26 protein-coding genes and 2 pseudogenes are annotated in these 24,899 nt (G+C 65.1%); 16 read left to right on the top strand and 12 right to left on the bottom strand.

The genetic code is table 11. The features are described 5' to 3' along the window. Window positions 1-37: 37 nt before the first annotated feature. Complete coding sequence (locus ROSELON_RS03370) at window positions 38-1,009, bottom strand: TAXI family TRAP transporter solute-binding subunit (RefSeq protein ID WP_025311033.1); 972 nt, start codon at window positions 1,007-1,009, stop codon at window positions 38-40. A gap of 136 nt (window positions 1,010-1,145) precedes the next feature. Here ROSELON_RS03370 and ROSELON_RS03365 point away from each other — a divergent pair, with 136 nt between their 5' ends. The 13 genes and pseudogenes from ROSELON_RS03365 to ROSELON_RS03305 all read left to right on the top strand — a co-directional run bounded on the left by ROSELON_RS03365 (window position 1,146) and on the right by ROSELON_RS03305 (window position 13,127). Then, window positions 1,146-2,024 carry a MurR/RpiR family transcriptional regulator gene (locus tag ROSELON_RS03365; protein WP_051508350.1) on the top strand — a complete coding sequence of 293 codons (879 nt, stop codon included), beginning with the start codon at window positions 1,146-1,148 and terminating at the stop codon, window positions 2,022-2,024. A 123-nt stretch (window positions 2,025-2,147) separates the two neighbouring features. Continuing rightward, window positions 2,148-3,378: pseudogene (locus ROSELON_RS03360) on the top strand (glycerate kinase type-2 family protein). 83 nt (window positions 3,379-3,461) lie between these two features. Beyond that, the gene (locus tag ROSELON_RS03355; protein WP_025311031.1) at window positions 3,462-4,358 is read left to right on the top strand and encodes a glycosyltransferase; all 897 of its coding nucleotides are present in this window, start codon (window positions 3,462-3,464) and stop codon (window positions 4,356-4,358) included. Window positions 4,359-4,412: 54 nt separating this feature from the next. Then, a complete protein-coding gene (locus ROSELON_RS03350) occupies window positions 4,413-5,930 on the top strand; it encodes a class I adenylate-forming enzyme family protein (protein WP_025311030.1) in 1,518 nt (505 codons plus the stop codon). Further along, entirely contained in the window at window positions 5,927-6,730 is an 804-nt protein-coding gene (locus tag ROSELON_RS03345) for a 3-hydroxybutyrate dehydrogenase (RefSeq protein WP_025311029.1), read from the top strand. The genes ROSELON_RS03350 and ROSELON_RS03345 overlap by 4 nt, the downstream gene beginning before the upstream one ends. 78 nt (window positions 6,731-6,808) lie before the next feature. Further along, on the top strand, window positions 6,809-7,609 hold the full coding sequence (locus ROSELON_RS03340; RefSeq protein ID WP_025311028.1) for a S49 family peptidase: 801 nt from the start codon (window positions 6,809-6,811) through the stop codon (window positions 7,607-7,609). After that, window positions 7,606-7,797: a hypothetical protein gene (locus ROSELON_RS03335; RefSeq protein ID WP_025311027.1), complete on the top strand. Its 192-nt coding sequence runs from the start codon at window positions 7,606-7,608 to the stop codon at window positions 7,795-7,797. Before ROSELON_RS03340 ends, ROSELON_RS03335 begins: the two co-directional genes overlap by 4 nt. Window positions 7,798-7,801: 4 nt before the next feature. After that, a complete protein-coding gene (locus ROSELON_RS03330) occupies window positions 7,802-8,776 on the top strand; it encodes a calcium/sodium antiporter (protein ID WP_038650117.1) in 975 nt (324 codons plus the stop codon). Window positions 8,777-8,792: 16 nt separating this feature from the next. Then, complete coding sequence (locus ROSELON_RS03325; RefSeq protein ID WP_025311025.1) at window positions 8,793-9,569, top strand: SDR family oxidoreductase; 777 nt, start codon at window positions 8,793-8,795, stop codon at window positions 9,567-9,569. A 299-nt stretch (window positions 9,570-9,868) separates the two neighbouring features. After that, window positions 9,869-11,737, top strand: a pseudogene (uvrC, locus tag ROSELON_RS03320) (excinuclease ABC subunit UvrC). 18 nt (window positions 11,738-11,755) lie between these two features. Continuing rightward, window positions 11,756-12,418, top strand: a complete 663-nt coding sequence (gene pgsA, locus ROSELON_RS03315; protein ID WP_025311024.1) for a CDP-diacylglycerol--glycerol-3-phosphate 3-phosphatidyltransferase — start codon at window positions 11,756-11,758, stop codon at window positions 12,416-12,418. Beyond that, entirely contained in the window at window positions 12,418-12,669 is a 252-nt protein-coding gene (moaD, locus tag ROSELON_RS03310; protein WP_025311023.1) for a molybdopterin converting factor subunit 1, read from the top strand. The genes pgsA and moaD overlap by 1 nt, the downstream gene beginning before the upstream one ends. After that, a complete protein-coding gene (locus ROSELON_RS03305; protein ID WP_342665330.1) occupies window positions 12,666-13,127 on the top strand; it encodes a molybdenum cofactor biosynthesis protein MoaE in 462 nt (153 codons plus the stop codon). Before moaD ends, ROSELON_RS03305 begins: the two co-directional genes overlap by 4 nt. A 12-nt stretch (window positions 13,128-13,139) precedes the next feature. Here ROSELON_RS03305 and ROSELON_RS03300 read toward each other — a convergent pair whose 3' ends face one another. The 3 genes from ROSELON_RS03300 to ubiA form a co-directional block, all read right to left on the bottom strand. Then, on the bottom strand, window positions 13,140-13,472 hold the full coding sequence (locus ROSELON_RS03300; protein WP_025311021.1) for a hypothetical protein: 333 nt from the start codon (window positions 13,470-13,472) through the stop codon (window positions 13,140-13,142). Between the two features lie 5 nt (window positions 13,473-13,477). After that, window positions 13,478-15,238 carry an OmpA family protein gene (locus ROSELON_RS03295; protein WP_051508349.1) on the bottom strand — a complete coding sequence of 587 codons (1,761 nt, stop codon included), beginning with the start codon at window positions 15,236-15,238 and terminating at the stop codon, window positions 13,478-13,480. A 252-nt stretch (window positions 15,239-15,490) separates the two neighbouring features. Next, the gene (gene ubiA, locus ROSELON_RS03290) at window positions 15,491-16,456 is read right to left on the bottom strand and encodes a 4-hydroxybenzoate octaprenyltransferase (RefSeq protein WP_025311020.1); all 966 of its coding nucleotides are present in this window, start codon (window positions 16,454-16,456) and stop codon (window positions 15,491-15,493) included. A 12-nt stretch (window positions 16,457-16,468) separates the two neighbouring features. Between ubiA and ROSELON_RS03285 the strand changes: the two genes are divergently transcribed. From ROSELON_RS03285 to ROSELON_RS03275, 3 genes are read left to right on the top strand one after another with little or no spacing between them, the layout of a single operon-like run. Beyond that, window positions 16,469-17,197: a 16S rRNA (uracil(1498)-N(3))-methyltransferase gene (locus tag ROSELON_RS03285; protein WP_025311019.1), complete on the top strand. Its 729-nt coding sequence runs from the start codon at window positions 16,469-16,471 to the stop codon at window positions 17,195-17,197. Then, window positions 17,194-17,715 carry a hypothetical protein gene (locus ROSELON_RS03280; protein WP_025311018.1) on the top strand — a complete coding sequence of 174 codons (522 nt, stop codon included), beginning with the start codon at window positions 17,194-17,196 and terminating at the stop codon, window positions 17,713-17,715. Before ROSELON_RS03285 ends, ROSELON_RS03280 begins: the two co-directional genes overlap by 4 nt. Before the next feature lie 56 nt (window positions 17,716-17,771). Then, on the top strand, window positions 17,772-19,142 hold the full coding sequence (locus ROSELON_RS03275) for a glutamate--cysteine ligase (protein WP_025311017.1): 1,371 nt from the start codon (window positions 17,772-17,774) through the stop codon (window positions 19,140-19,142). On the opposite strand, the gene ROSELON_RS17335 is transcribed toward ROSELON_RS03275, so the two are convergent. The 8 genes from ROSELON_RS17335 to ROSELON_RS03235 form a co-directional block, all read right to left on the bottom strand. Then, entirely contained in the window at window positions 19,136-19,840 is a 705-nt protein-coding gene (locus tag ROSELON_RS17335) for a DUF805 domain-containing protein (RefSeq protein WP_025311016.1), read from the bottom strand. The two genes, ROSELON_RS03275 and ROSELON_RS17335, sit on opposite strands and share 7 nt — an antisense overlap. 156 nt (window positions 19,841-19,996) lie before the next feature. Beyond that, a complete protein-coding gene (locus ROSELON_RS03265) occupies window positions 19,997-20,395 on the bottom strand; it encodes a DUF805 domain-containing protein (RefSeq protein ID WP_025311015.1) in 399 nt (132 codons plus the stop codon). Window positions 20,396-20,434: 39 nt separating this feature from the next. Further along, complete coding sequence (plsY, locus tag ROSELON_RS03260) at window positions 20,435-21,046, bottom strand: glycerol-3-phosphate 1-O-acyltransferase PlsY (RefSeq protein ID WP_025311014.1); 612 nt, start codon at window positions 21,044-21,046, stop codon at window positions 20,435-20,437. Continuing rightward, a complete protein-coding gene (gene pyrC, locus ROSELON_RS03255) occupies window positions 21,046-22,323 on the bottom strand; it encodes a dihydroorotase (protein ID WP_025311013.1) in 1,278 nt (425 codons plus the stop codon). The genes plsY and pyrC overlap by 1 nt, the downstream gene beginning before the upstream one ends. Beyond that, on the bottom strand, window positions 22,320-22,898 hold the full coding sequence (locus tag ROSELON_RS17330) for a hypothetical protein (protein ID WP_025311012.1): 579 nt from the start codon (window positions 22,896-22,898) through the stop codon (window positions 22,320-22,322). The genes pyrC and ROSELON_RS17330 overlap by 4 nt, the downstream gene beginning before the upstream one ends. After that, window positions 22,895-23,350: a hypothetical protein gene (locus tag ROSELON_RS03245; RefSeq protein ID WP_025311011.1), complete on the bottom strand. Its 456-nt coding sequence runs from the start codon at window positions 23,348-23,350 to the stop codon at window positions 22,895-22,897. The genes ROSELON_RS17330 and ROSELON_RS03245 overlap by 4 nt, the downstream gene beginning before the upstream one ends. Continuing rightward, entirely contained in the window at window positions 23,350-23,871 is a 522-nt protein-coding gene (locus ROSELON_RS03240) for a hypothetical protein (protein WP_025311010.1), read from the bottom strand. The genes ROSELON_RS03245 and ROSELON_RS03240 overlap by 1 nt, the downstream gene beginning before the upstream one ends. Beyond that, a complete protein-coding gene (locus tag ROSELON_RS03235) occupies window positions 23,868-24,824 on the bottom strand; it encodes an aspartate carbamoyltransferase catalytic subunit (protein WP_025311009.1) in 957 nt (318 codons plus the stop codon). The genes ROSELON_RS03240 and ROSELON_RS03235 overlap by 4 nt, the downstream gene beginning before the upstream one ends. Window positions 24,825-24,899 lie beyond the last annotated feature (75 nt).

Here is a 24,899-nt window from a genome sequence, read left to right as displayed (position 1 = left end):
GGCTCCGGGCGATCACGTCAGGCAAATCGGCCCTTGATCATTCGATCAGGCCGGCTTCGCGGTAGTAGCGCTCGGCGCCCGGATGCAGCGGGGCTGACAGGCCGTCATTGGCCATTTCCGCCGGGTCGAGGTTGGCGAAGGCCGGGTGCAGGCCGCGGAACTGGTCGATGTTCTCGAAGATGGCCGACACGACTTCATACACGACCTCCTCGGGCACGTCGGCCGAGGTCACGAAGGTCGCGCCGACACCAAAGGTGGTCGTGTCCTCGTCATTGCCGCGATACATGCCGCCGGGGATCGTGGCGGTCCGATAGAACGAGTTCTCGGACACGAGCGAATCCACGGCCTCGCCGGTCACGTCCACCAGTACGCTGTCGCAGGCGGTGGTGGCCTCCTGGATCGAGCCCGAGGGGTGCCCCACGGTGTAGATCATCGCGTCGATGTTGTTGTCGCACAGCGCCTGGCTCTGCTCGGCGGCCTGCAGTTCCGAGGCGACGGCGAAATCATCCATCGTCCAGCCCATCTCGGCCATCAGCACTTCCATGGTGCCGCGCTGGCCCGAACCCGGGTTGCCCACGTTCACGCGCATGCCTTGCAGGTCCTCGAAGCTCTCGATGCCGGCGTCGGCGCGTGCCACGACCGTAAAGGGCTCGGGGTGGACCGAGAACACCGCGCGCAGCTCTTCGAACGGGCCCTGCTCTTCAAAGCGCGAGGTGCCGTTGAAGGCATGATATTGCCAGTCGGACTGGGCCACGCCGAATTCCAGTTCACCGCCACGGATGGCGTTGATGTTGAACACCGAGCCGGCGGTCGATTCGACGCCGCAGCGGATGCCGTGATCGGCGCGGCCGCGGTTCACCAGGCGGCAGATCGCCCCGCCGGTGGGGTAATAGACACCCGTCACGCCGCCCGTGCCGATCGTGATAAAGGTTTGGTCTTGTGCGCTTGCACCGCCTGCAGCCACCGCACCGGCGATTGCGACGACGCCGCCAAGGACGTGCTTTTTCATTGATAACTCTCCCTGTGATTGGCCCGAGCTTGTCGGTCGGGCTGCGCCTTACCTGAAACAAATGGTTGCGCAAGGTCAAGATCTGCAATCAATTGTTTCAAGTGCGATCATCTGGCTCGGCAGAAATGGGGGGAGCGTGGAGAACGACAATGACGCCGGGCTGAAATCCATCGACACCTTGCGCCGTGCCCTGGCAGACATCGCCACCACCGCGTCCCCTCGGGTGGCCGAACTGGCGCGCTGGGCGCAACAGCACCCCGAGGAAATGGCGTTTCATTCGGTCAGGGGGCTGGCGCAACTGGCCGACGTCAACCCCAACTCGGTGTTTCGCCTGGCGCGCGCCTTGGGGTTCGACGGATATGATGCCTGTCGCCTTGCGTTTCAGCAGGCGTTGCGTGGTGGCGAGGAAACCTATGCCGATCGGGCGGCCCGCCTGCGCCATACCGAGAAGGGCGCGCTCTTCGATGCGCTGCAAGGGGCGGCAATTGCCAATCTCAACGCCCTGTTCGATACCGACATGTCGAACAAGCTGGATACAGCGGCCACGATGTTGCTGTCGGCACGCCAGATCCATTGCATCGGGGTGCGCAGTTGCTACTCGATCGCGCATTACTTTGCCTATACCGGGCGCATGGCCTTTCCCACCTTTGCCCCGGTCCCCTCGGCGCCGGGCGCCATTGCCGATGCGCTCACGGCCACGGGGCCAAGTGACGTTGTCGTGCCGATTTCCTACGCGCTCTATTCGGCCGAGGCGATCGAGGCGCATCGGATCGCAACGGCGCGGGGCGCGCGTATTCTGGCGGTCACCGACATGTATTCATCGCCACTTGCACAAGGGGCCGAGATCGTTCTGACCCCGCAGATGCATGGCCCCCAGGTCTTGCCCAGCCTGCTGGCCTATTTCGCCCTGGCCGAGGCGTTGGTGGCGCGCATGGTGTCGGGTTCGCCCGAGGCGCGCGGCCGGATCGCCGAATTCGAAACGCGCCTGACACAGCACGGAATCTACAAGACCTGACGCCAGACAGCGGCCCCGTTGCGGGGGAGCGGGGCCCTTGGCTTTGGGCGCGCGCCACGTCTAAACATCGTCGCAGTCCCCGGATGCCGGCGTCACGGCCCCAGAATAGCCAAGCGAGGATGCATGCCCCCCAAAGCCCTGTTGCAGGCCATGTTCGCAAAAGCGGTCGAAGTGGCCGATCCGATGCAATCCCTGGCCCGCGTTCTGCCGCCCAGGCCCGACGGCGTGTCGGGTCGTGGGGGCGGGCAAGGCCAGCGCCCGCATGGCCGAGGCCGTCGAGGCGGAGTGGGGGCCGTGTGCGGGGTTGGTCATCACACGCTACGGGTATGCGCGCCCTTGTGCGGGGATCGAGATCGTCGAGGCAGCCCACCCCGTTCCCGACGCGGCCGGGGCTGCCGCGACGGCGCGCATGCTGGATCTGCTGAGGGATCTGTCCGAGGACGATTTCGTGCTGGCCCTGATCTCTGGCGGGGCGTCGGCCCTGCTGACGGCGCCGGCCGGTGAGATCACTCTGGCGGAAAAGCAGGCGGTCAACGCGGCGCTGCTGGCCTCGGGGGCGCCGATTGGGCAGATGAACCTGCTGCGCAAACATCTCAGCCGGGTCAAGGGGGGGCAACTGGCAGCGGCGGCATACCCCGCGCGCATGTTGGCGCTGATGATCTCGGACGTGCCCGGTGACGACGCGGCGATGATCGGATCGGGGCCGACGGTGGGCGATGCCAGCACCGCCGCGGAGGCACGTGCGATCCTCGAGCGCTGGGGGATCGCGGCCGCGCCCAGCGTCCACGCCGTGCTTGCGACACAGACCGGCGTGATCGCGCCGGGGGATCCGCGCCTGTCGCGCGTCGAGAACGTGATCTATGCCGCGCCGTCCCAATCCCTTGCCGCAGCCGCCGAAATCGGTCGCGCCGCAGGCTACACGGTCGAGATCCTCGGCGACGCGCTGGAGGGCGAGGCGCGCGACGTGGCCAAGGGTCATGCAAGGATGGCCCTTGCCGGGCAGTGCCCCCGCCTGCTCCTGTCCGGGGGCGAGTTGACGGTCACGCGTCGGGGCGACGGCATCGGGGGGCCGAATGCGGAATATGCGCTGGCGCTGGCGGTCGCCCTTGAGGGGGCGGCGGGCATTCATGCCATCGCCTGCGACACCGATGGCGTGGACGGCGCCGCCGAGGTTGCGGGGGCCTTGATCGGACCCGATACGCTGATCCGGGCGCGCTCGGCCGGTCTGGACCCCGCCACCGCGCTGGCCCGCAACGATGCGCACAGCTTTTTTGCCGGTCTCGGGGATCAGGTCGTGCCTGGGCCGACCCTGACCAATGTGAACGATTTCCGGGCCATCCTGATCGAGGGCTAGGCGATCGGGCACTGGCCCCCCTTGGCGTTTCAAGGCAGAGTGCCAGCCAGAGCAGACCGATACAGGCGCAGGGCCCACCCGCCATGACTTCGCAAACCCTTTCGATCCTTTTCGTTGCCGATGGACAGCGGTTGGAATGGCAAAGCTGGCTGCTGGCCAGTTCGCTGGCCATGGCGCATGAGGGGCATCAGACCGTGCGCCTGTATGCCTATGCGTCGGACAGCTATCTGCCCGAGGTCAGCGCCGCCACCCGCGACCTCTATGCAGCCTGCAGCGTCGATCTGCGTGCCTTGCCGCCCACGCCTGGGTGGCGGGGCGACTATCCGCACGGCAACAAACTGCTGGCCGCCAGCGACCACCGCGCAGGCGGCCGCGCCATCTTTCTCGACACCGATATCGTATGCGCCAAACCCTTGACCGCGATGGCCGATCTGCCCGCCGACACCGTTGCCGCCGCGCCCGAGGGCCTGCCCACATGGGGCCGCGAGGACGACCGCTGGGAACGCGCCTATGCCCATTACGGGCTGCCGGTTCCGACAGAACGCGTGCGCCTTTTGCGCGGGCGGAAAAAGGAATTCGTGCCCTATTTCAACGCCGGTTTCGTCTGTTTCTCCGAAGACCCTCAGGGTGCGGAGGGCAAACGGTTTGCCGATCACTGGTTGGAAACGGCACTGGATTTCGACCACAATTGCAGCATCGGCGGAAAGCGCCCATGGCTTGACCAGATCACCCTTCCGCTGACGATGGCCCGGTTTGGCTACAAGGCCGAAGTGCTGGGCGAGACGTGGAACTACTCGCTCACGCGGCGCAAGGATTACAGCCAGACGCCCGATGCGGAAATCCTGCACTACCATCGCGCGGCGTTCCTGGAACAGGCCCCGCAATGGCCCGCCATCCTGTCCGATTTCTGGGGGCGTATGCCAGAACGGCATCATGACACCGCGCGCAGCTGTCTGGAAGAGATGGGCCTGACGCTGTGAGATCTTGTCCCCCGCTGCGGCCTGTGCTGATTTCATCGGGGGAGGAAGGTTCACATGAATATCGCGATTTGGCTTGAACGGACCGCACAAGTCGCGGGCGACAGCCACGCCCTGATGCTGGGCGACAAGATCGTCGCGGATTACGCGACCTTTCACGGCAAGGCGGCGGCCCTTGCCCATGCCCTGCGGGAGCGGGGCATTGGGCCAGGCGACCGCGTCGGCATCTTTGCCAAGAACTGCCCGGACTACCTGATTTGCTTTTATGGCATCTGGCTCGCGGGGGCCGTCGCCGTGCCGATCAATGCCAAGCTTCACCCCAAGGAAGCGGCGTGGATCCTGGCCGATGGTGGGGCCAAGGCCTGTTTCGTCACCGACGATCTGGGCGCTGGGCTCGAGGCACAGACCGCCTGCCCCCTGATCGATGTCGCCAGCGCGCGATTTGCAGAGATGACGACAGGGCCCGCCGCCGACCTCACCCCGCGCGATGACAGCGACCTCGCCTGGCTGTTCTATACCTCGGGCACCACCGGCAAGCCCAAGGGGGTGCGCATCACGCATGGGATGCTGGCCGCGACCTCGCTGTGCTATCCCATCGACGTGGACCCTGTGACCGCGGAAGACGCAGCGCTCTATGCCGCGCCCATGAGCCACGGCGCGGGCATATATGCGCCGATCCACGTGCGGATGGGGGCACGGCACATCGTGCCGCCGTCCGGTGGCTATGACGCGGGCGAGGTGCTGGCCCTGTCCGCCGCCCATGGGCCGACCTCAATGTTCATGGCGCCGACCATGGTGCGCCGCCTCACCGATGCCGCCAAGGCGCTCAGCCTGCGGGGCGATGGGATCCGCACCATCGTTTACGGCGGCGGGCCGATGTACAGCGCCGATATCGAGGAGGCGGTCGATTGGTTCGGCCCGAAATTCGTGCAGATCTACGGGCAGGGTGAATGCCCGATGGCGATCAGCGCCCTGTCCCGTGCCGATGTGGCCGATCGTGCGCATCCCCGCTGGCGCGCGCGGCTGGCGTCTGTCGGGCGGGCGCAATCGCGGGTCGAGATCGCCATCGGCGATGGGCGCGGCACCCGTCTGCCAGCCGGTCAGATTGGCGAGATCATGGTGCGCGGCGCGCCGGTCATGCCGGGGTATTGGCAGAACCCCGAGGCCACCGAAAAAACCCTGCGCGACGGATGGCTGATGACCGGCGACATGGGCCAGTTGGATGCGGACGGCTATCTGACGCTGGCCGACCGCTCGAAGGATGTGATCATCTCGGGCGGCACCAATATCTACCCGCGCGAGGTCGAAGAGGTGCTGCTGACCCACCCCTCGGTGCACGAGGTGTCGGTCGTCGGCCGCAAATCCGAAGAATGGGGCGAGGATGTCGTGGCCTTCGTCGTCGCCGCGCCGGGGGTGACGGTCGACGATGCAACGCTCGATGCGCATTGCTTCGACAACATGGCGCGGTTCAAGCGGCCCAAGGCCTACTTCGCCCTGCCCGAGCTACCCAAGAACAACTACGGCAAGGTCCTCAAGACCGCGCTGCGCACACGTCTGGAGGAGGACGCGACATGACCGATCTGACCGGCAAAACGGCCCTTGTGACGGGGTCCGTTCAGGGCATTGGCCTCGCCATTGCCGAAGCGCTGGCCGAGGCTGGCGCCCGCATCGCGGTGCATGGCATCGCCGGTGATGCCCAGATCGAGGAAGTCTGTCACCATCTGCGCGACAAGGGATCGCCGCAGGCCGAGTTCTTCCCCGGCGATTTGCGCGACCCCGAGCGGATCGATGCGTTGATGGCGGCCGTCGCGGCCTGGGGCGGGGCGGATATTTTGGTGAACAATGCCGGTGTTCAGCATACCGCCCCGATCGCCGAGATGCCGCGCGACCGGTGGGATACGATCCTGCAGATCAACCTGTCCGCGGCCTTTTCAACGATGCAAAAGGCGCTGCCGCACATGGCCGAGCGCGGATATGGGCGCGTGATCAACATTGCCTCGGTTCATGGGCTGGTCGCGTCAAAGGACAAGTCGCCCTATGTCGCCGCCAAGTTCGGGCTTGTCGGGCTGAGCCGGGTTGCCGCACTGGAATACGCGGCGGCGGGCGACAAGACGAAGGGCGGCGTGACCGTCAATTGCATTTGCCCTGGCTGGACGGAAACCGCGATCATCGAGCCTCAGATCCAGGCGCGGGCCGGGCTGCATGGCGGCGACCGCGATCTGGGGATTGCCGATCTGCTGGCCGAGAAACAGCCCTCGCAACGCACATCCGATCCGTCCGAGATCGGGGCATTGGCCCTGTGGCTGTGTGCCCCCATCGCCCATAACGTCACCGGCACGGCCATTCCGATCGATGGCGGCTGGACGGCGCAATAGCCGCCAAAGACAACAAGGCGGGGCAAATCGGCCCCGCCTGCCTTGTTGATGCGCGATGGGCACTCTACATCGCAGGGCATGAAACGCTTCATCCCTTTCGTGAAATCCGATCCGGTCGTGGCCGTGATCCGGCTGAACGGCGCGATCATGGCGTCGCCGCGCGGCGGCCTGTCCGACGCTGCCGTCGCCACGGCCATCGAGCGTGCCTTTCGCAAGGGAAAGCCCGCCGCCGTTGCCTTGTCGATCAACTCGCCCGGTGGCAGCCCGGTGCAATCCTCGTTGATTGCCGCGCGCATCCGGCGGCTGGCCGACGAGAAAGAAGTGCCCGTTCATGCCTTTGTAGAGGATGTGGCGGCCTCGGGCGGGTATTGGCTGGCCTGCGCGGCCGATCGTATCTGGGCGGATCACAGTTCGATCCTCGGGTCGATCGGCGTCATTTCCGCCAGTTTCGGGTTTCACGAGGCCCTGCAGAAAGTCGGGATCGAACGCCGCGTTCACACGGCGGGCGAAGACAAGTCGATCCTTGATCCCTTCCGCCCAGAACGCGCCGAGGATGTCGAGCGGCTGAAAGACTTGCAATCCGACATTCACGATGCCTTCAAGGCACATGTCGCGTCGCGGCGGGGTGACCGCCTGAGCACGGACAAGGATCTGTTCACCGGCGCCTTCTGGACCGGCGCGAAAGCGGTCGATTTGGGCCTTGCCGATGGCATCGGGCATCTGGTGCCCAAGATGAAGGAATTGCACGGCGACAAGACCCGCTTTGCCGTCTATGGCCCCAAGCGCAGCCTTTGGCAGCGCTTTGGCGCGCAAATCGCACAGGATTTCGGGCGCGGCATCGAAGAACAGGCCCTTTGGGCACGCTACGGTCTGTCATGATGGTCAAGATCGTCACGCTTTTCCTGATTTTCATGGCGGTTCTGGCCATGTTCGGGCGTCTGCGCCTGCCGGGCCTGCCCGGGCTGAAACGTGGAAAAGGCCTGCCGAAACCGCGCGTCTGTCCCGATTGTGGACGCTACAATCTGCGTGGCGGCGATTGCCCGCACTGCAAGGAAAGGCGGGACTGACGGCATGGTGATCGAGTTCGCGCTGGCGGGGCTTGGCCTCGTCATCCTGCTGCTTGCCGGTGACGTTCTCGTCAAGGGGGCGGTGAACCTGAGCCTGCGTCTGGGGATACCGGCGCTGATTGTCAGCCTGACCGTCGTGGCTTTCGGCACATCCGCGCCCGAGCTGCTGATCAGCATCAAGTCCGTTCTCGACGGCGTGCCGGGACTGGCACTGGGCAATGTCGTCGGATCGAACACCGCGAATATCCTTCTGGTCCTTGGTATCCCGGCGCTGATTTCGGGCCTGCACGCCGGCAGCGATACCCAACGCACCTACATGGTGATGATCTTTTCCAGCGTGGTGTTCATCGGCCTTGCCTTTGCCGGGCCGATCACCTGGTGGCATTCGCTTGTCTTGCTCAGCATCCTTGCCCTTGTGCTGCTTGACGCGGTTCGCGCCGCGCGGGCGCACCGGCGCGAGGTCAATGGTGCCAGCGATGAAGACCCTGACGACATGCCCGATATCGAGGACCTGGAGGAAGCCGACCCCGATATGCCGTGGTGGCAGATTGCCCTCTACGTTCTGCTGGGGCTGATCGGGTTGCCGCTGGGTGCCGATCTTCTGGTCGACAGTTCGATCGCCATTGCCACGGCCTATGGCGTCTCGGATACGGTCATCGGCCTGACGCTGGTTGCGGTGGGCACCTCGCTGCCGGAACTGGCCACGACGGTCATGGCCGCGATCCGGCGGCATGCGGATGTGGCGCTCGGCAATGTCATCGGCTCGAACATGTTCAATCTGCTGGCCATTATCGGCGTTGCCGCGCTTGTCGGGCCGATCCCGGTCGATCCCGCATTCCTCGGCTTCGACCTGTGGGTGATGTTGGCCGCGTCGCTGGTTCTGGCGCCCTTCGTGTTCCTCGGACTGCAGATGGGGCGCCTCGTCGGTCTGGGTTTCTCTGCCCTCTACGTGACCTATATCCTCTATCTCCTGAGTTGAGCAGAAAGAGGGTCTCATGACGGCACTGGTAACGGGCGCGGGCAAGCGTCTGGGCAAGGCCATGGCGCTGGAACTGGCGCAGGCGGGCCATGATGTTGCGGTCCATTACAATTCCAGCCCCGACGGCGCCGAGGAAACCGCCGCCGAGATCCGCGCCATCGGGCGGAAGGCCGTGACCGTTCAGGCCGATCTGCTGGATGAGGCGGCGGTGCAGGCCCTTCTGCCAGAGGCCGCCAAGGCCCTGGGCCAGCCGATCACCGTTCTGATCAACAACGCCTCGGTCTTCGACTACGACAATATCGAAACCGCCACTCGCGATAGCTGGGACAGGCACCTGGAATCGAACCTGCGCGCGCCCTTCGTCCTGACGCAGGCGCTGGCCGCCCAGATGCCCCCGGCGCAGGCCGACGAAAACGGCGAGCCGCAGGCGCAGGGCCTGGTCATCAACATGATCGACCAACGGGTCCGCAAGCTCACGCCCGAATTCATGACCTACACCATCGCCAAGATGGGATTGTGGGCCTTTACCAAGACGGCAGCGCAGGCGCTGGCCCCGCATATCCGGGTGAACGCGATCGGCCCCGGCCCCACGATGCAGGGTGCGCGGCAGTCGGCCGAACACTTTGCCAAGCAACGCGCGGCCACCGTTCTGCACCGTGGCGCCGACCCGCAAGGGATCTGCGCGGCGCTGCGCTATTTCCTGGCGGCGCGGGCCGTGACGGGGCAGTTGATCTGTGTCGATGGGGGGCAACATCTGGCTTGGGAAACGCCTGACGTGCTGGGGGTGGAATAGTCGTTTCATTTGAGACGATCATTTCTTTCCACTGTGGCCTGTTTGGTGACGTTAGGGTAACGAATGTGTGACGCGACGATGAAACGCACGGCCGTTCGAAAATATATCGTTTAAAAACAAGGCGCTAAAATACCGCCTAAAAACTGGGCAAAGCGCAGAAGCTGGCCAAAAATAAAGAGAAAATCTGTATCCCCATGATTTATCCGAAAGCTTATCCACAGGGATGGGGGATATTCGAACTCTTGCATCCGGGGGCGGCCCGGTGCAGCCGCGAAAGGAATCGGCTAAAGCCCTGAAGCATGTCGGAAATGGTCGAAAACCAACCGCAAAGCGGCCACGAGGTCATCCAGACCTATGTGCGCAAGCTCGACAATTCGCCGGGTGTCTATCGGATGCTCGATGCGCAATCGCGCGTGCTTTATGTCGGCAAGGCGCGGGCTCTGAAGCGGCGCGTGTCGAATTACGCCAAGCCATCGGGTCACAGCCCGCGCATTGCGCGGATGATCCGCGAAACCGCCTCGATGATGTTCCTGACGACGCGCACGGAAACCGAAGCGCTGCTGCTGGAACAGAACCTGATCAAGCAGCTCAAGCCGCGCTACAACGTGCTGCTGCGCGACGACAAGAGCTTTCCCAACATCCTGGTGGCCAAGGATCACCCCTTTCCCCAGATCAAGAAGCATCGTGGCGCGAAAAAGCAGAAAGGCAGCTATTTCGGCCCCTTTGCCAGTGCCGGGGCGGTGAACCGCACGCTGAACCAGCTGCAAAAGGTGTTCTTGCTGCGCAACTGCACCGATGCCGTCTTTGACAGTCGGACACGACCCTGCCTGTTGTATCAGATCAAGCGGTGCAGCGGCCCCTGCGTCGGCCATATCTCCGAGGCCGACTATGCGGCGTCGGTGCGCGATGCCGAACGCTTTCTCAAGGGCGACTCGAAGGATCTGCAGCAGCGCCTTGCGGCGGACATGCAGGCTGCCTCGGCCGCGATGGAATTCGAACGTGCCGCAGCGCTGCGCGACCGCATCCGCGCGCTGACTGCCGTGCAATCGGCCCAGGGCATTAACCCGCGCGGCGTGACCGGGCCGACGTGATCGCCCTGCATATGGGAGGGGGGGCAGGCCTGTGTGCAGGTCTTTTTCATCCGGGCCAACCAGAACTGGGGCAACCGCGATTTCTATCCGCGTGTCGGCCCCGATATCGAGGAACCCGAAGTGCTCGAGGCGTTCTTGGGCCAGTTCTACGACCAGAAGGAACCGCCGCGCCAAGTACTTTTGTCGCATCAGGTCGAGAACGCCGACCTGATGGCCGACGCCCTGTCGCAAAAGCGCGGCCGCAAGGTCGAGATCCTCGTGCCCCAGCGGGGCGAAAAGGCCGAGTTGATCGACGGCGCCCTGCGCAATGCGCGCGAAAGCCTTGGGCGCCGCATGGCCGAGGGGCAGGCGCAGGCCAAGCTGCTCGATGGCCTTGGCGATGCGTTCGACCTCGATGGGCGGCCATCTCGGATCGAGGTCTATGACAACTCGCACATCCAGGGTGCGCATGCCGTCGGCGCGATGATCGTGGCCGGGCCCGAGGGGTTCGTGAAATCGCAATACCGCAAGTTCAACATTCGTGGCGACAGCCTGACGCCGGGCGACGATTTCGGCATGATGAAAGAGGTTCTGACCCGCCGCTTTCAGCGTCTGCTCAAGGAAGCCCCCGACCGCGAGACAGACGCATGGCCGGACCTGTTGCTGATCGACGGCGGGGCCGGGCAGGTCAGCGCGGTGGCCGAGATCATGGAGGAGTTGGGGATCGACGATGTGCCCTTCATCGGTGTGGCCAAGGGCATCGACCGCGACCAGGGCAAGGAAGAGTTCTACCGTCCCGGTAAACCCGCCTTTGCGCTGAAACGCAACGATCCGGTCCTCTATTTCATTCAGCGCATGCGGGACGAGGCGCACCGGTTCGCCATCGGCGCCCACAGGCAGAAACGCGCCAAGGCGGTGTCGGCCACGCCGCTGGACGAGGTGCCCGGCGTCGGCGCGACCCGTAAACGCGCGCTGTTGAACCATTTCGGCAGCGCCAAGGCGGTGGCGCGCGCCAACCTTGCCGACCTCAAGGCGGTCGAGGGAATCTCGGGCCAGTTGGCCGAGACGATCTACGCCTTCTTCCATGAGGGCGGCTGACGCGGTAAGGCTTCGCTCATGCAATGGACCGTGCCGAATATCCTGACCGTGTTCCGCCTGATCGCTGCGCCGATGGTGGGGCTAATCTTTCTGTTTCTGCCGCGCCCCGCGGCGGATTGGGTGGCGATGATCCTCTTCGTGGTCGCCTCGCTGACCGATTATGTCGACGGTTGGATGGCCCGATCGTGGAACCAGGTGTCGAAGTTCGGCGCCATGCTCGACCCGATCGCGGACAAGGCGATGGTGGTGATCGCGCTGGCCGTTCTGCTGGGTCTGCATGGCATCACCGCCTGGACGCTGGTGCCGGTCACGGCCATCCTGTTTCGCGAGGTCTTCGTCTCGGGGCTGCGCGAGTTTCTGGGCGACACGGCCGGAACGCTGAAGGTCACCAAGCTCGCCAAGTGGAAAACGATGGTGCAGATGGTGGCCATCACGCTGTTGTTCGCCTGGGGGCTGTTCGATCACTATTTCATCATGCAGACTTTCGGCATGAACGGTGAAATCGTCAGCGGCATCTTGGCCGGCGAGGTCGAGGATACCGTCGGCCTGATGTGGAAATACTACGGGTTGATGGCGGCATCCTATGGCGGCCTGTGCCTGTTGTGGCTGGCCGCGGCGCTGACGCTCGTCACCGGTTTCGACTATTTCCGCAAGGCCCTGCCGTATTTGAGGGACACGTGATGAAACGCGATCTGCGCTATTTCGCATGGCTGCGCGAACGGATCGGCACCGGTCATGAAAGCATCGAGACCGACGCGGCGACCGTGGCCGACCTGATCGAGGAGTTGCGGCGCCGGGACGAGGCCTATGCCTTTGCATTCTCGGATACCGCGTCGATCCGGGCAGCGTTGGACCAGGATCTGGTGGATCTGGACGCGCCCCTGAGCGACGCCCGCGAGGTGGCCTTTTTCCCGCCGATGACGGGGGGCTGAACGTGAACGCGGGCGTTCGGGTGCAATCCGATAGCTTCGACATGGGGGCCGTGCTGAACGCCTTTGCCGCCGCCATGTCTGCCCGCAATGCCGGTGCGGTCGTCAGTTTTTCCGGGCTAACGCGCGATATCGCCACCGGCGATCTCGACGCGATGGAGATCGAGCATTACCCCGGCATGACCGAAAAGGCGCTGGCCAAGATCCGCGATGAGGCCATCGAACGCTTCAATCTGTCGGATGCGATGATCCTGCACCGGTATGGACGGATGGGGCCGGGTGAGCCGATCATGATGGTGGCCACGGCCGCGCGTCATCGGGCCGACGCGTTTCAGGGGGCGGAATTCCTGATGGATTACCTGAAGTCCCGCGCGCCGTTCTGGAAGAAGGAAATCACCGCGACCGGGGCGGTTTGGGTCGCCGCACGGGACGAGGATGAAGACGCGCTCAGCCGCTGGTGACCGGCCAAGCCATCATTGCGTGCCCTGGTTCATCTGCTCGATATAGGTGCGCAATTCCTCGGATTCGGCGCGCGCCTCGCGCAGGCCCTCCATGGCGGCGCGCAACTCGGCCTCGGTCTGGCTAAGCTGGTTGGTCAGCTCGGTTTCGCGTTGTTGCAGATAGGCGATGGCCTGATCGCGCGTCTCTTCGGCATCATGCAGGGCGCGCGCCAGTTCCTCCATCTCGCCCAGATCGGCGCTGGACACCTGGCTGAACCGGTTGACCAGCCACCGCGCCAGCCATCCGAGGGCAAAGGCAACGAACAGGATGATGGCGATGGCGATGATGAATTGCAGGCGGTTCATGCGCCTTACTCCTCTTGTTCCTGTTCGGCGGCCTCGGCGATGGCGTCCGGGCGGGGCCTTGGCCTGAACTCGAACGGATAGTCGCTGGCGTCATCGTCCGCGGCCGCGTCGTCGGCACCGTTCGCTGCCGTGGTGTCCTCGGTCCCGGCGGCCAGCAGGCGGAACTCGATCCGGCGGTTCCGTTCGCGCCCCTCCTCGGTCTCGTTCGAGGCGATGGGCTGGCTTTCCCCATAGCCCTGGGCAGTCAGGTTCGAAATCAGCACGCCGCGCGCCAGCAGCCCGTTCAAAACGGCATCGGCGCGGGATTGACTGAGGTTCAGGTTCATTTCCTCGCGTCCCTGGCTGTCGGTATGGCCGCCGATTTCCATGCGGATGTGCAGGCAGTTCGGCAGGATCTCGGCGATCTGATCGAGGATCGCGCCCGAGGCTTCGTTGATCTCGACCGAGCCCGGATCGAAAATGATCTTGGCGTCGTCCTGAACCGCCTGGATCTGCGCCACGCATTCCTCGGCGGTGGGCAAGGCGGCGATCGGATCAAGCTCTTCGTCATAGGCGACATCGAGCTGGAAATCGGCGCCGGGGCCGAGGTCTTCCGACAGTTGCCGCGTCAGCGCCGAGATCAACTCGGGATCGCCGGTGCGCCCCGACAGGCGCAGCGTGTCGGGTTCCAGCGTCAATTGGCCCTCGTGCAATTCGGCCAGGGCACGCAGGCCGGCCATGGCCCGGATCGACCACCCTTGCGGCAGGTCGGCGACGTCGCGCGTCGCAAGATCGGTGCGGTCCCGGCCGAATGTGGCAATGGCGAAGGCCTGAACCGAGCGTCCGATCGCGCCTTCGGGAAGGCGTCCGCGCAAGGTCACGCCGTTTTCGGCGTCGAGGTTTGCAAACAGGCGCGACGGTCCGACCCCCGCCTCGGTGCGTGTGTCCGGCAAGACGCCTTGCAGCGAAAAGACCGGGGGCAGGTCAGCATCCAGCTCGCCGACAAGCCGGTCGAACGTGTCCTGCGCCATGCCGGCCGCGCCGACGAGGGTCACATCGGCATCGGAAAAGGTCAGGGTTCCGGCCTCGAGTTCCGACAGGCTTTCCAGACCGCGCACGACGGCCGCTGCCCAACGGGGGGATGGCACGCCAAGGCCGATCGTGCAGTCGATATCGCCGGTGACGCCCGCAGCCCGGCCGGCGTCAACGATACGCTCCAGCGCCTCCTGCGTGTCGGCGGCGCATGTTTCAAAGCGGGTGCCATCGGTATCGCGCACCACGCGCAGCGCAAACGGGGTGATAACGGGGCGCGGGGCCGAGATATCGAGGATGATCTCGATATCTTCGGGTTGGTTCCGTTCGAGCGCGGCAAGAAACGCGGCCCGCTGTTCGGCATTTTCGCTGATCGCTTCGACCTCGACGCGGTCGGCGAAGATCGTGACCTTCGACCGGGGCAATTGCTGCAGCGCCCGCAGCCCATAGTCCAGTGCGGCGCCCCAGCTTTCCGGCGCGGGGTAATCGGCGGCCTCGACCATATCCGTGACATCGGTGCCTTCGGCGACCTCTGAAATGGCGCTGACAACGGCGTCGCGCCCCGTGCTGGCCGGGACCAGACCGATCAATTGGATCCCGTCGCCATTGCGCAGCATGTCCAGCGAGAAACGCGGAGCGGTGGCCGTGTCGGCAACGGCGATTTCCAGGCGGTTGACCACGCGATCCGCATCCACGATGGCACCCGCGCGGCTTACGGCGCGAAATGCGTCGGCTTCGGTCGGGGGCGGTGCCATCGAGAAACAGTTGCAGACCGTCCGCGCTGATCTCGGCCCAGCCGAGGCCCTCGCTGGCAAAGGCGTCGCTGACGGCCTCGACGGACCGGCGCTCGATCGTGAGGGCGCTCAGGATCGCAACGGCGATGGACAGCACGGCGGCCAGGGCGAAGGCGGCGCTGCCGACGAGCAAGGGTGTTCGGTTCATGGGTGGCGGGTCATCCGTATCCATCCGGTTGCGCTGGCCCTACAGGCTTGGGTCGGTTTGTTCAATCAGACGAGGGCCGCAACGGCAAAAAACAGCGCAGGCAACAGCCCGGTGTCGCGGTTCGAGCGGAACAGCATCAGGCACCTGTCGCCGTCGTCGATGTCAAGGCGCTGCAGTTGCCAGGCCATGTGCCAGCCCATGGCCCAGACCCCGGCAATCGCGATCACCAGCGACAGGATATCACCGCCGGGCACGAGCGCCACCAGCGCGGCCGCCATCATCAACACGACCGTGGCCACAAGGAATCCGCGCAACCACCCCCGCGTGCGATCGCCGAAGAGGCGCGCGGTGGACTTCACGCCGATCAGGGCATCGTCTTCCTTGTCCTGATGGGCGTAGATCGTGTCGTAGAACAGTGTCCAGGCGATGCCGCCCAGATAAAGCAGGATGGCCGGCAGACCCAAACTGCCTGTATGCGCCGTCCAGGCCAGCAGCGCGCCCCAGTTGAACGCCAGCCCCAGAAAGACCTGCGGCCACCATGTAAAGCGCTTGGCAAACGGGTAGACGGCGACCGGCAACAGCGACAGGAGACCCAAAAGGATCGCGTTCGCATTGAAGGTCACAAGGATCAGGAAGGCGATCAAGGACTGCGCCACCAGCCAGGCAAAGGCCATTTTCGGCGTGACTTGCCCCGACGGGATCGGCCGCGATTTCGTCCTTGCGACGGCGGCGTCGAAATCGCGGTCTGTGATGTCGTTCCAGGTGCAGCCGGCCCCGCGCATCAAAAAGGCGCCGATGGCACAGCCCAGGACGATCCACAGATCGAACCAGTTCGGCCCCGCCGGATCGGCAGCTGCGGCCAGCATCACACCCCACCAGCAGGGCAGCAAGAGCAGCCATGTCCCGATAGGCCGGTCGGCCCGGCTGAGCCGCAGATAGGGCCGCGCCGGCGCGGGCGCCAGATTGTCGACCCAGTTTCCGCGGACCGCATCGGCCACTTGCCCCTCTGGCGTTTCCTGCGCCTCGCTCATAATCTGCGCCCCATGTCGCGTCCCAAGATACGTCTCTTTGTAGATCACCCACTGGGCCGGGGGCAAACGGTCCCCCTGTCGCGGGAACAGGCCAACTATCTGTTCAATGTCATGCGCCTTTCGGAAGGGGCTGAGGTGGCGCTGTTCAACGGTCAGGATGGGGAATGGCGCGCCGTCGTGGTGCAGGCGGGCAAACGCAGCGGCGCATTGGACTGCGTCACGCAAACCGCGCCCCAGCAGGCGCCGCCGGACCTTTGGCTGCTCTTTGCCCCGATCAAGAAGGCGCGCACCGATTTCATCGTCGAAAAGGCCGCCGAACTGGGTGCGGCCCGCATCTGCCCGGTTCAAACCGACCACACCAATGCCGAGCGTATCCGCCAGGATCGCCTTCAGGCCCATGCGGTCGAAGCGGCCGAGCAATGTCTCGGCACCTATGTGCCGCCCGTCGATGACCTGCGAAAACTGTCCGAGGTTCTGGCCGACTGGCCCGAAGATCGACATCTGATTTTCGCCGACGAATCCCTCGTCGGTGCGAAAGACGCCCTGAGCGCCGCACCCGATGCCGCGAAATGGGCGATCCTGATCGGGCCCGAAGGGGGATTTTCCCCGGCCGAGCGTGACCGTTTGCGCAGTCTGCCCTTCGTGACCTCGATATCACTCGGCCCGCGGATCCTGCGCGCCGACACGGCGGCGGCTGCAGCGCTGACCCTGTGGCAGGCCGAGCGGGGGGATTGGCGATGAACGGGTTTCTCCGCCCCGAGGCCATGGCCGCGCTGAAACGCTGGCGCGAGGTGATCGTGGTGCTGGCCGTGGGTCTGCTCGGCCTTTGGATCGCAACGGATCCCGGGCCGATTCTACGCGGCTTCGGTCTGCTGCTTGCGGTGGCGGCGGTGGCGGCGCTGGTCCCGGCGATCCGACGGGCGCGTTTCGCGGCCTTGGGCGATGGGCCGGGCGTCGTTCAGGTTGACGAGCGCCGGATCCTGTACATGGGGCCGGTGCATGGCGGCGCCGTAGCATTGGACGAGCTCAACCTGATTTCCCTGCGTCGGGCCGCGGACGGGCACGGGACCTGGGTGCTGGTCGAAGGCGCGCAGGTGCTGACCATCCCGGTCAATGCCAAGGGCGGCGACGCCCTGTTCGATGCCTTCACCGCCCTGCCGGGGCTTTCCGCGCAACGGGTTCTTTCCGTTCTGGAAAAAACCGACAGCGGGACTCATCGGTTGTGGGCACGGGCACAGCCTGCGGCCTTGACACGGTAACCCGGTCGGGCCACCTGTCGGGTCCTGACGCGAGCAACAGGCCCGGAGCGCCCCAGATGTCCATTCCCCAATCAGGCGGCGGTCCGATCGAACGCCACGAACAACTGGCTGAATACCTGGCGTCGGGGTGCAAGCCCAAGCAGGACTGGCGCATCGGAACCGAGCACGAAAAGTTCGGCTATACCCAGGATACGCACGCGCCGCTGCCCTATGACGGTCCACGCTCGATCAAGGCGATGCTCGAAGGTCTGCGCGACCGGTTCGGCTGGTCCCCGATCCTCGAAGGCGACAACATCATCGGGCTGGAACTTGATGGTGCGAATATCAGCCTGGAACCGGGCGGGCAGTTGGAACTGTCCGGCGCGCCGCTTGAAACCATCCATCAGACCTGTGACGAGGTGAACGAGCATCTGCGCGAGGTGCGCGCCGTTGCCGACGACCTCGATATCGGCTTCATCGGGCTTGGGGCCGCGCCGATCTGGCGTCACGAGGACATGCCCATGATGCCCAAGGGGCGATATCGCCTGATGACGGATTACATGGACCGCGTCGGCACCCTTGGAAAGACCATGATGTACCGGACCTGCACCGTGCAGGTGAACCTCGACTTCGCGTCCGAGGCCGACATGGTGCAAAAGCTGCGCGTGGCGCTGGCGCTGCAGCCTGTGGCCACCGCGCTGTTTGCCAATTCACCCTTCATCGACGGGCAACCCAACGGTCACAAGTCATGGCGCAGCCGCGTCTGGCGCGACCTCGATGCCGATCGTACCGGCACGCTGCCCTTTGTCTTCGAAGACGGGTTCGGGTTCGAAGCTTGGGTCGATTACGCGCTCGATGTGCCGATGTATTTCGTCTATCGCGACGGCAGGTATATCGACGCGCTCGGGCAATCCTTCCGCGACTTCCTGCGCGGCGAATTGCCGGCTCTGCCGGGTGAAGTACCGACGCTCAGCGACTGGGCCGACCACTTGACCACGATCTTCCCCGAGGCGCGGATCAAGAAGTTCATCGAGATGCGCGGCGCCGATGGCGGCCCGTGGCGGCGGCTTTGTGCGCTGCCCGCCCTTTGGGTCGGTTTGACCTATGACCAATCCGCGCTGGATGCCGCCTGGGATCTGGTCAAGGGCTGGGATGCCGAAACGCGCGAGGCGCTGCGCGTCGCGGCCTCGGTCGAGGCCCTGGATGCGCAGGTGGGCGACATCAAGATGCATGACCTCGCACGCGAGGTTCTGGCCATCGCGGAGGACGGCCTGAAGGCGCGGGCCCGTCCCGGTGCCGGCGGCCTGGTTCCGGACGAGACGCATTTCCTGTCTGCCCTGAAGGACAGTGTCGAAACCGGCCAAGTGCCCGCGGACGAGTTGCTGGCCCTCTATCATGGCGCGTGGAATGGCGATCTCGACCGGATTTACGGCGAATTCAGCTATTGAGGCGCGGCTGACTGGCGGGCGGTCTTGTTCTGCTGGATCGCCGGCGCGACGCGGGTGCGATAGTATTCCTGAAATTCAGAGCGGTTGCGCGCCTGCACCGCCGTTTTCACCTCGTCTGGCAGGGTGCGGGCGAAGGCCGGATGCGCCGGCGGGTTACGCGGCCTTTCGGGTGCCGGGTCGGGGCCAAAGCGGTTGTTGCCTTGGGTGCCGGGCAGGCACAGCACGACCAGGAACCAGATCATCGACAGAAGGGGGGCGGTGGCCGCCATCAGGATCAGGGGCAGCGCGGCCTCGACCCCGCCCAGCATCGGGCCAAGCAGGATCGCGGCAAAAACCGAGAGGATGGTCACCAGCGTCGGCATCAGAATGTACCAGCCGCTGCGATTGGTGTCATGCAGGCGCCGCACCGTGACGGACAGTTGCGGCAACCAGGCGAACAGCAGGTAGCCGGCATAGGCCCAGGCCGCGACATACAGCATGTCATTCCCACGGGTCAGCCACATCTGCGCCATCGCAGGATCGGACAGTGCCAGCGCAAAGGCGGGATCGCGCGCAAAATAGACGCCCAGGCCGAACTGGATCGCCGTTCCCGCGATGAACAGGAACAGGGCAAACCACCAGTACTCGGCGCGCCGTGCCCGACCGCTGAAGTTGAGCGTGTTGGCGTAGCATCTTCCTACGGCAGTCAATGGGCCCATCACGCCTGTCCTCTGTACGGCTGCAACCTCGATCCGGGCGCAGGCTGACGGGACATCGTGGCCGAAGCGTGACGTCAGTGGGGCGACGATCTGAAATGGTTCGCCGCGTTGCAACGAACCTGTGGAAAGATGCGCAGGCCTCTGCGCCGGCAAAGATCAGTGCGCGGCGCCCTCGCCATGGTCCGGCAGGGGATCGGGTCCGAACTGGTTCGTGCCCGCCGTGCCCTTCTGGATGAAGAACCAGATCAGCACCAGCGCGCCCAATACCGGGATCAACCCAAGCAGCAGCCACCAGCCGCTGCGGTCGGTATCGTGCAGCCGCCGGGCGCCAACGGCAAGGCTGGGCAACAGAACCGCAAGCGCGTAGATGGGCGCCAGGACGCCGACATCCTGCCCATTCACCATCCATCCGAACAGGGCCCGGTCAAGGATCTGCAGCACTGCAGAGGCGATGAAATTGAACAGGGCGAACCACCAGAATTCCGATCTCTGCGCCCGTCCGGTGAAGACCGCGTATTTGCCAAGAACGGTGCGGACGGCTGTCTGAAAATCCATGGTGAGCTCCTTTCGCGCGGGTGGCCCATGATGTGCCGCTCACGTCGACTTTCTGCCGATGCGCGATTCGGTTCCAGCCCTGAGACGGGCGATATTTTCGTGATGACGGATCAGGATCAGCCCCGCCAACAAGATGCATAGAAGCGACATCTCGCCATGCCCCAGCAGGTAGGCCAGGACGGGCGAGGCAACCGCCGCCACCAGGGCGGCCAGCGACGAGTAGCGAAAGACCGCGGCCACCAAAAGCCATGTGGCACAGGCCGCAAGCCCCACGGGCCAGGCGAGGGCCAGAAGGGTGCCGATGAAGGTCGCCACCCCCTTGCCGCCCGCAAAGCGCAGTAAGATCGGAAAGCAATGCCCGAAGAACGCCGCGAACCCGGCGATTTGCGCGGCATCCTCGGCCAGGAGGGCGCGGGCGATCAGCACCGCGATGGCGCCTTTGCCCGCGTCCAGCACCAGTGTCAGGAACGCGGCCAGTTTATTGCCGGTGCGCAGCACGTTCGTAGCGCCGATATTGCCCGACCCGATCTTGCGCAGATCGCCAAGCCCGAAGAGACGCGCCATCACGATGCCGAAGGGAACGGACCCGAGCAGATAGGCCGCCACGGCCACCACACCCAGCAGCAGGACGGGGGTTTCCAATGCCGGGATCATGCCAGCGCCTCCAGGTCGAATACGGTGTCGCCGCCCACCCATGTGCGGTGGACGCGCCCCTCCATCCGGGTCAGGTCGAAGGGGGTGTTTTTCGATTTCGACCGCAGGGTCGAACGGTCGAGGATGAAGGGCGCATCCGGGTCGAACAGGACCAGATCGGCCAGCGACCCGGCCGACAGGCGCCCGCCCTCAAGCCCGAAGCGACGGGCGGGGTTCAGCGACATGGCGCGAAACAGGGCCGGCAGGCTCAGATGGCCCGCATGATAGAGCCGCATGGCCGCCGGCAGCAGGGTTTCCAGACCGACCGCGCCCGAGGCTGCGGCCTCGAACGGCAGGCGCTTTGACTCTTCGTCCTGCGGGGTATGCATGGAACAGATGATGTCGATATCGCCGTCTGCCACGGCACCGATCATGGCGAGGCGATCCTCCTCGGAGCGAAGCGGCGGCTTGAGTTTGAAGAAGGTGCGGAAATCGCCCACATCCAGTTCGTTCAATGTCAGGTGATGGATCGAAACGCCCGCCGTCACGTCCAGCCCCGCCGCGTTCGCACGTTGCAGGGCCGGCAGCGACACCGCCGTCGAGATCTGGTCCGCGTGATAGGCGACACCGGTCATTTCGACCAGCGCGAGGTCACGCTCCAGCCCCAGGCGTTCGGCCATGGTCGGCGCGGCGGGCAGCCCGCGCAGCGCGGCGAACTTGCCCCCAGTCACGGCCGCGCCCCCGCTCAGGCCCGGATCCTGCGGATGGCCCACTATCAGCGCCCCCAAGCCGCGCGCATAGGTCATGCAGCGCGACAGCACACGGGTGTCTTCGCAAACCGCATCGCCATCGGAAAAGGCCACCGCGCCGGCATCCAGCAGAAACCCGATCTCGGTCATCTCGCGCCCCGCGCGGGCGCGGGTCAGCGCCGCCATCGGGCGCACCCTGATCGGCGTCCGGTCATGCGCGCGGCGGGTCACGAATTCCAGTACTTCGGGGGTGTCGATGGGTGTCAGGGTGTCGGGCCGGGTCACCATCGTCGTGACACCCCCGGCAGCCGCGGCACGTCCGGCGCTGCGGAACCCTTCCTTGTGGCGTTCGCCGGGTTCGCCGACCTTGACGCCGACATCGACGATGCCGGGCGCAAGGCACATCCCGTGGCAGTCGATGCCGCCCTCCGCCGCCCCTGCGCCGGTGGCCACGATGCGACCGGCCGACAGGCGCAGCCAACCGCGTGTCTCGGTCCCGGCCTCGGGGTCGATCAGCCGTGCGTTTCTGAGCAGTTGCTCGCTCATTCCGTCCCGCTCCCTTGCCTGCGCAGTGCCTGGCGCAACTGCCGCATCTGGCCATACAGTTCGCGCGCGTAGGTGATGCGATGAAACCCGACCTGGCGCGGTGTGGCGTGCGCGCCTGCGCCGGTGCCGTGCCGTCGGTCGGTTTGTCCGAAGACGATGCTGCCGGGGATGCCATCCTCGAGCCGCAGCATGTCCATGTCGCGCAACGGATAGCTGTCCAGCCATTTGCGCCCGGGCATGTCCACGGCAATGAAGGCGGTGCGATCGGTCAGCGTGTACCAGGTATGAGACCGGATGTAGGCATCGACCAGCAGCCGCCCGACCAGCATGTAAAGACCGATCAGCAGGAACGGCACACCGAAAAGCGGAAAGAGCATCCAGATGCCACCCGGCCCGTTATCGAGGATCGACATGGCCGCACCGATCCAGAAGATCGAGAAGCCGGTAAAGATGACGCCCATCAGGGTGAGGGGATGGAACAGGCGCGCCCAGTCCACACCGCTTTCGGGCTGCCCTTGCCAGACCAGTGTCTCGCCCTTGGACAGCAGACCGTCCCATCCGGCGGTGGTGCTCATACGCCCCTCCGCGCCCGTGCCCCGTCGATATCGGCAATCACGCGTTCCGTGTCAGGCTGGTATTTCAGCAGGTACTTGTCGCCCGACCGCGTCACCACCTGAACGGCGGAAAAGATGCTGCGCACTGTTTCGACATCGCGCAGCCAGATCACCCGCGGCCCCGGCCCCAGCAGGCGCCGATCGGTCAGGTCCCAGCGCATCTTGGTCTCGTCCGAGGCCAGGTAGAGGCCCCGCACCGCGATGGCGGCCAGACCCCCGATCGCCCCGGTCCAGACATGCGGATTGCCCATCGCCCAAAGGAGGCCCATGCCCGCGGCCATCGCGATGGCGGCCAGCCATGCATGTTCGCGCCAATAGGTGGCCCGGTCGCCCTGAAACGACGCGACGATCGCCTCGCCATCCTCCAACACGGTGGTCGATGTGAACTGCGTCCGGGTCGCGGTCGGATCCATCAGCCAAGCGCCCCGAGAAGCACCACAAGCCCTGCCAGCGCCAGCGCCGTCAACAGGAACACGATGGTAATGCGGCGCATCTTTTCCGGGGGGCGGTCCTCTTGCTCGGGCAAGGTCGGTGGCGGCGCAAGGTCGGCCTTGGGCAAGGCGCCCGTCTGGTCGGCCTGCGCCAGGGTGAGGATCGCAACCTCGGTCAACTCGCGGCTGTCACGCGGGGTGTCCTGCAGGGCGCGGCCCGGAACCAGCAGGACCGAGCCGGACAAGGCATCCAACCGATTGGCCGTTGTGGCATTGATCGCCGGGTCCGGGTCGAAAGCGCGCGTGACATAGTCGGACAGGGGCATGTCGCCGAGATCGTCCAGCGGAAACAGCTCGATCTCGCGGTGGTCGAGGTCGTCGACGCCCAGCCATTCGGCAAGCGGCGGCATCTCGACGGATTCGCCCCGCGCCCGCGTGAGGTTCGTGTGGCGGGCGTCGGAGTCGACGTTCAACGCATAAATTCGCAGTGTTTCCGCAGTCATGCCATGACCCCCTGTTCCATTCTTGCCGCCCGCAGGTTGCGGGCCAATAGATCCATTGCCGCCATGCGTACGGCCACGCCCATTTCGACCTGTTCCTGAATGACCGAGCGGTTGATGTCATCGGCCAGAAGGCCGTCGATCTCGACACCCCGGTTCATGGGGCCGGGATGCATCACAATGGCATCATCCTTTGCATGGGCCAGCTTTTCGGCATCGAGGCCGAACCGATGGTAATATTCCCGTTCGGACGGGATGAAGGCCCCGTCCATCCGCTCGCGTTGCAAGCGCAGCATCATCACCACGTCGCAGCCCGCCAGCCCTTCGGCCATGTCGTCATAGACCTCGACGCCCCAGTCGCGCGCCGCCGCGGGCATCAGCGTCGCCGGCCCGACAAGACGCAGGCGGTTTTCCATCTTGCCCAGCAGGTGAATGTTCGAGCGCGCCACGCGCGAATGGGCGATGTCGCCGCAAATGGCGATGTTCAACCGGTGCAGGCGGCCCTTCTTGCGGCGGATGGTCAGCGCGTCGAGCAGGGCCTGTGTCGGATGCTCGTGACGGCCATCGCCGGCGTTCAGGACCGCGCCGTTGACCTTTTGCGCCAGCAGATCCACCGCGCCGGAATGCGGGTGGCGCACGACCAGCAAGTCGGGATGCATCGCGTTCAGCGTCATCGCCGTGTCGATCAGCGTTTCGCCCTTTTTGATAGAACTGGCCTGCATCGCCATGTTCATTACGTCCGCGCCCAGCCTTTTGCCGGCGATCTCGAAACTGGCCTGCGTGCGGGTCGAGGCCTCGAAGAACATGTTGATCTGGGTCAGCCCCTCGAGCGCACGGGCATGGCCGCGATCGGCGCGTTCGGCCTCGGCATAGCTGTCGGCGAGATCAAGGATCGTTCTGATCTCGTCGGGATGCAGCGGGGCGATCCCCAATAGGTGCTGTTGACGAAAACTCATGGACCACCCTGTATTGGCTAGGCTGCTTATATTCAGCCGCCCCGCCCGCGGGCAAGGACGGATGCCCTCGGCGGC

This window comes from Roseibacterium elongatum DSM 19469, assembly GCF_000590925.1.
Lineage (GTDB): Bacteria > Pseudomonadota > Alphaproteobacteria > Rhodobacterales > Rhodobacteraceae > Roseibacterium > Roseibacterium elongatum.
Note: the sequence above shows the minus strand (reverse complement) of the source record. Positions and strands in the feature narration are given on the sequence as shown.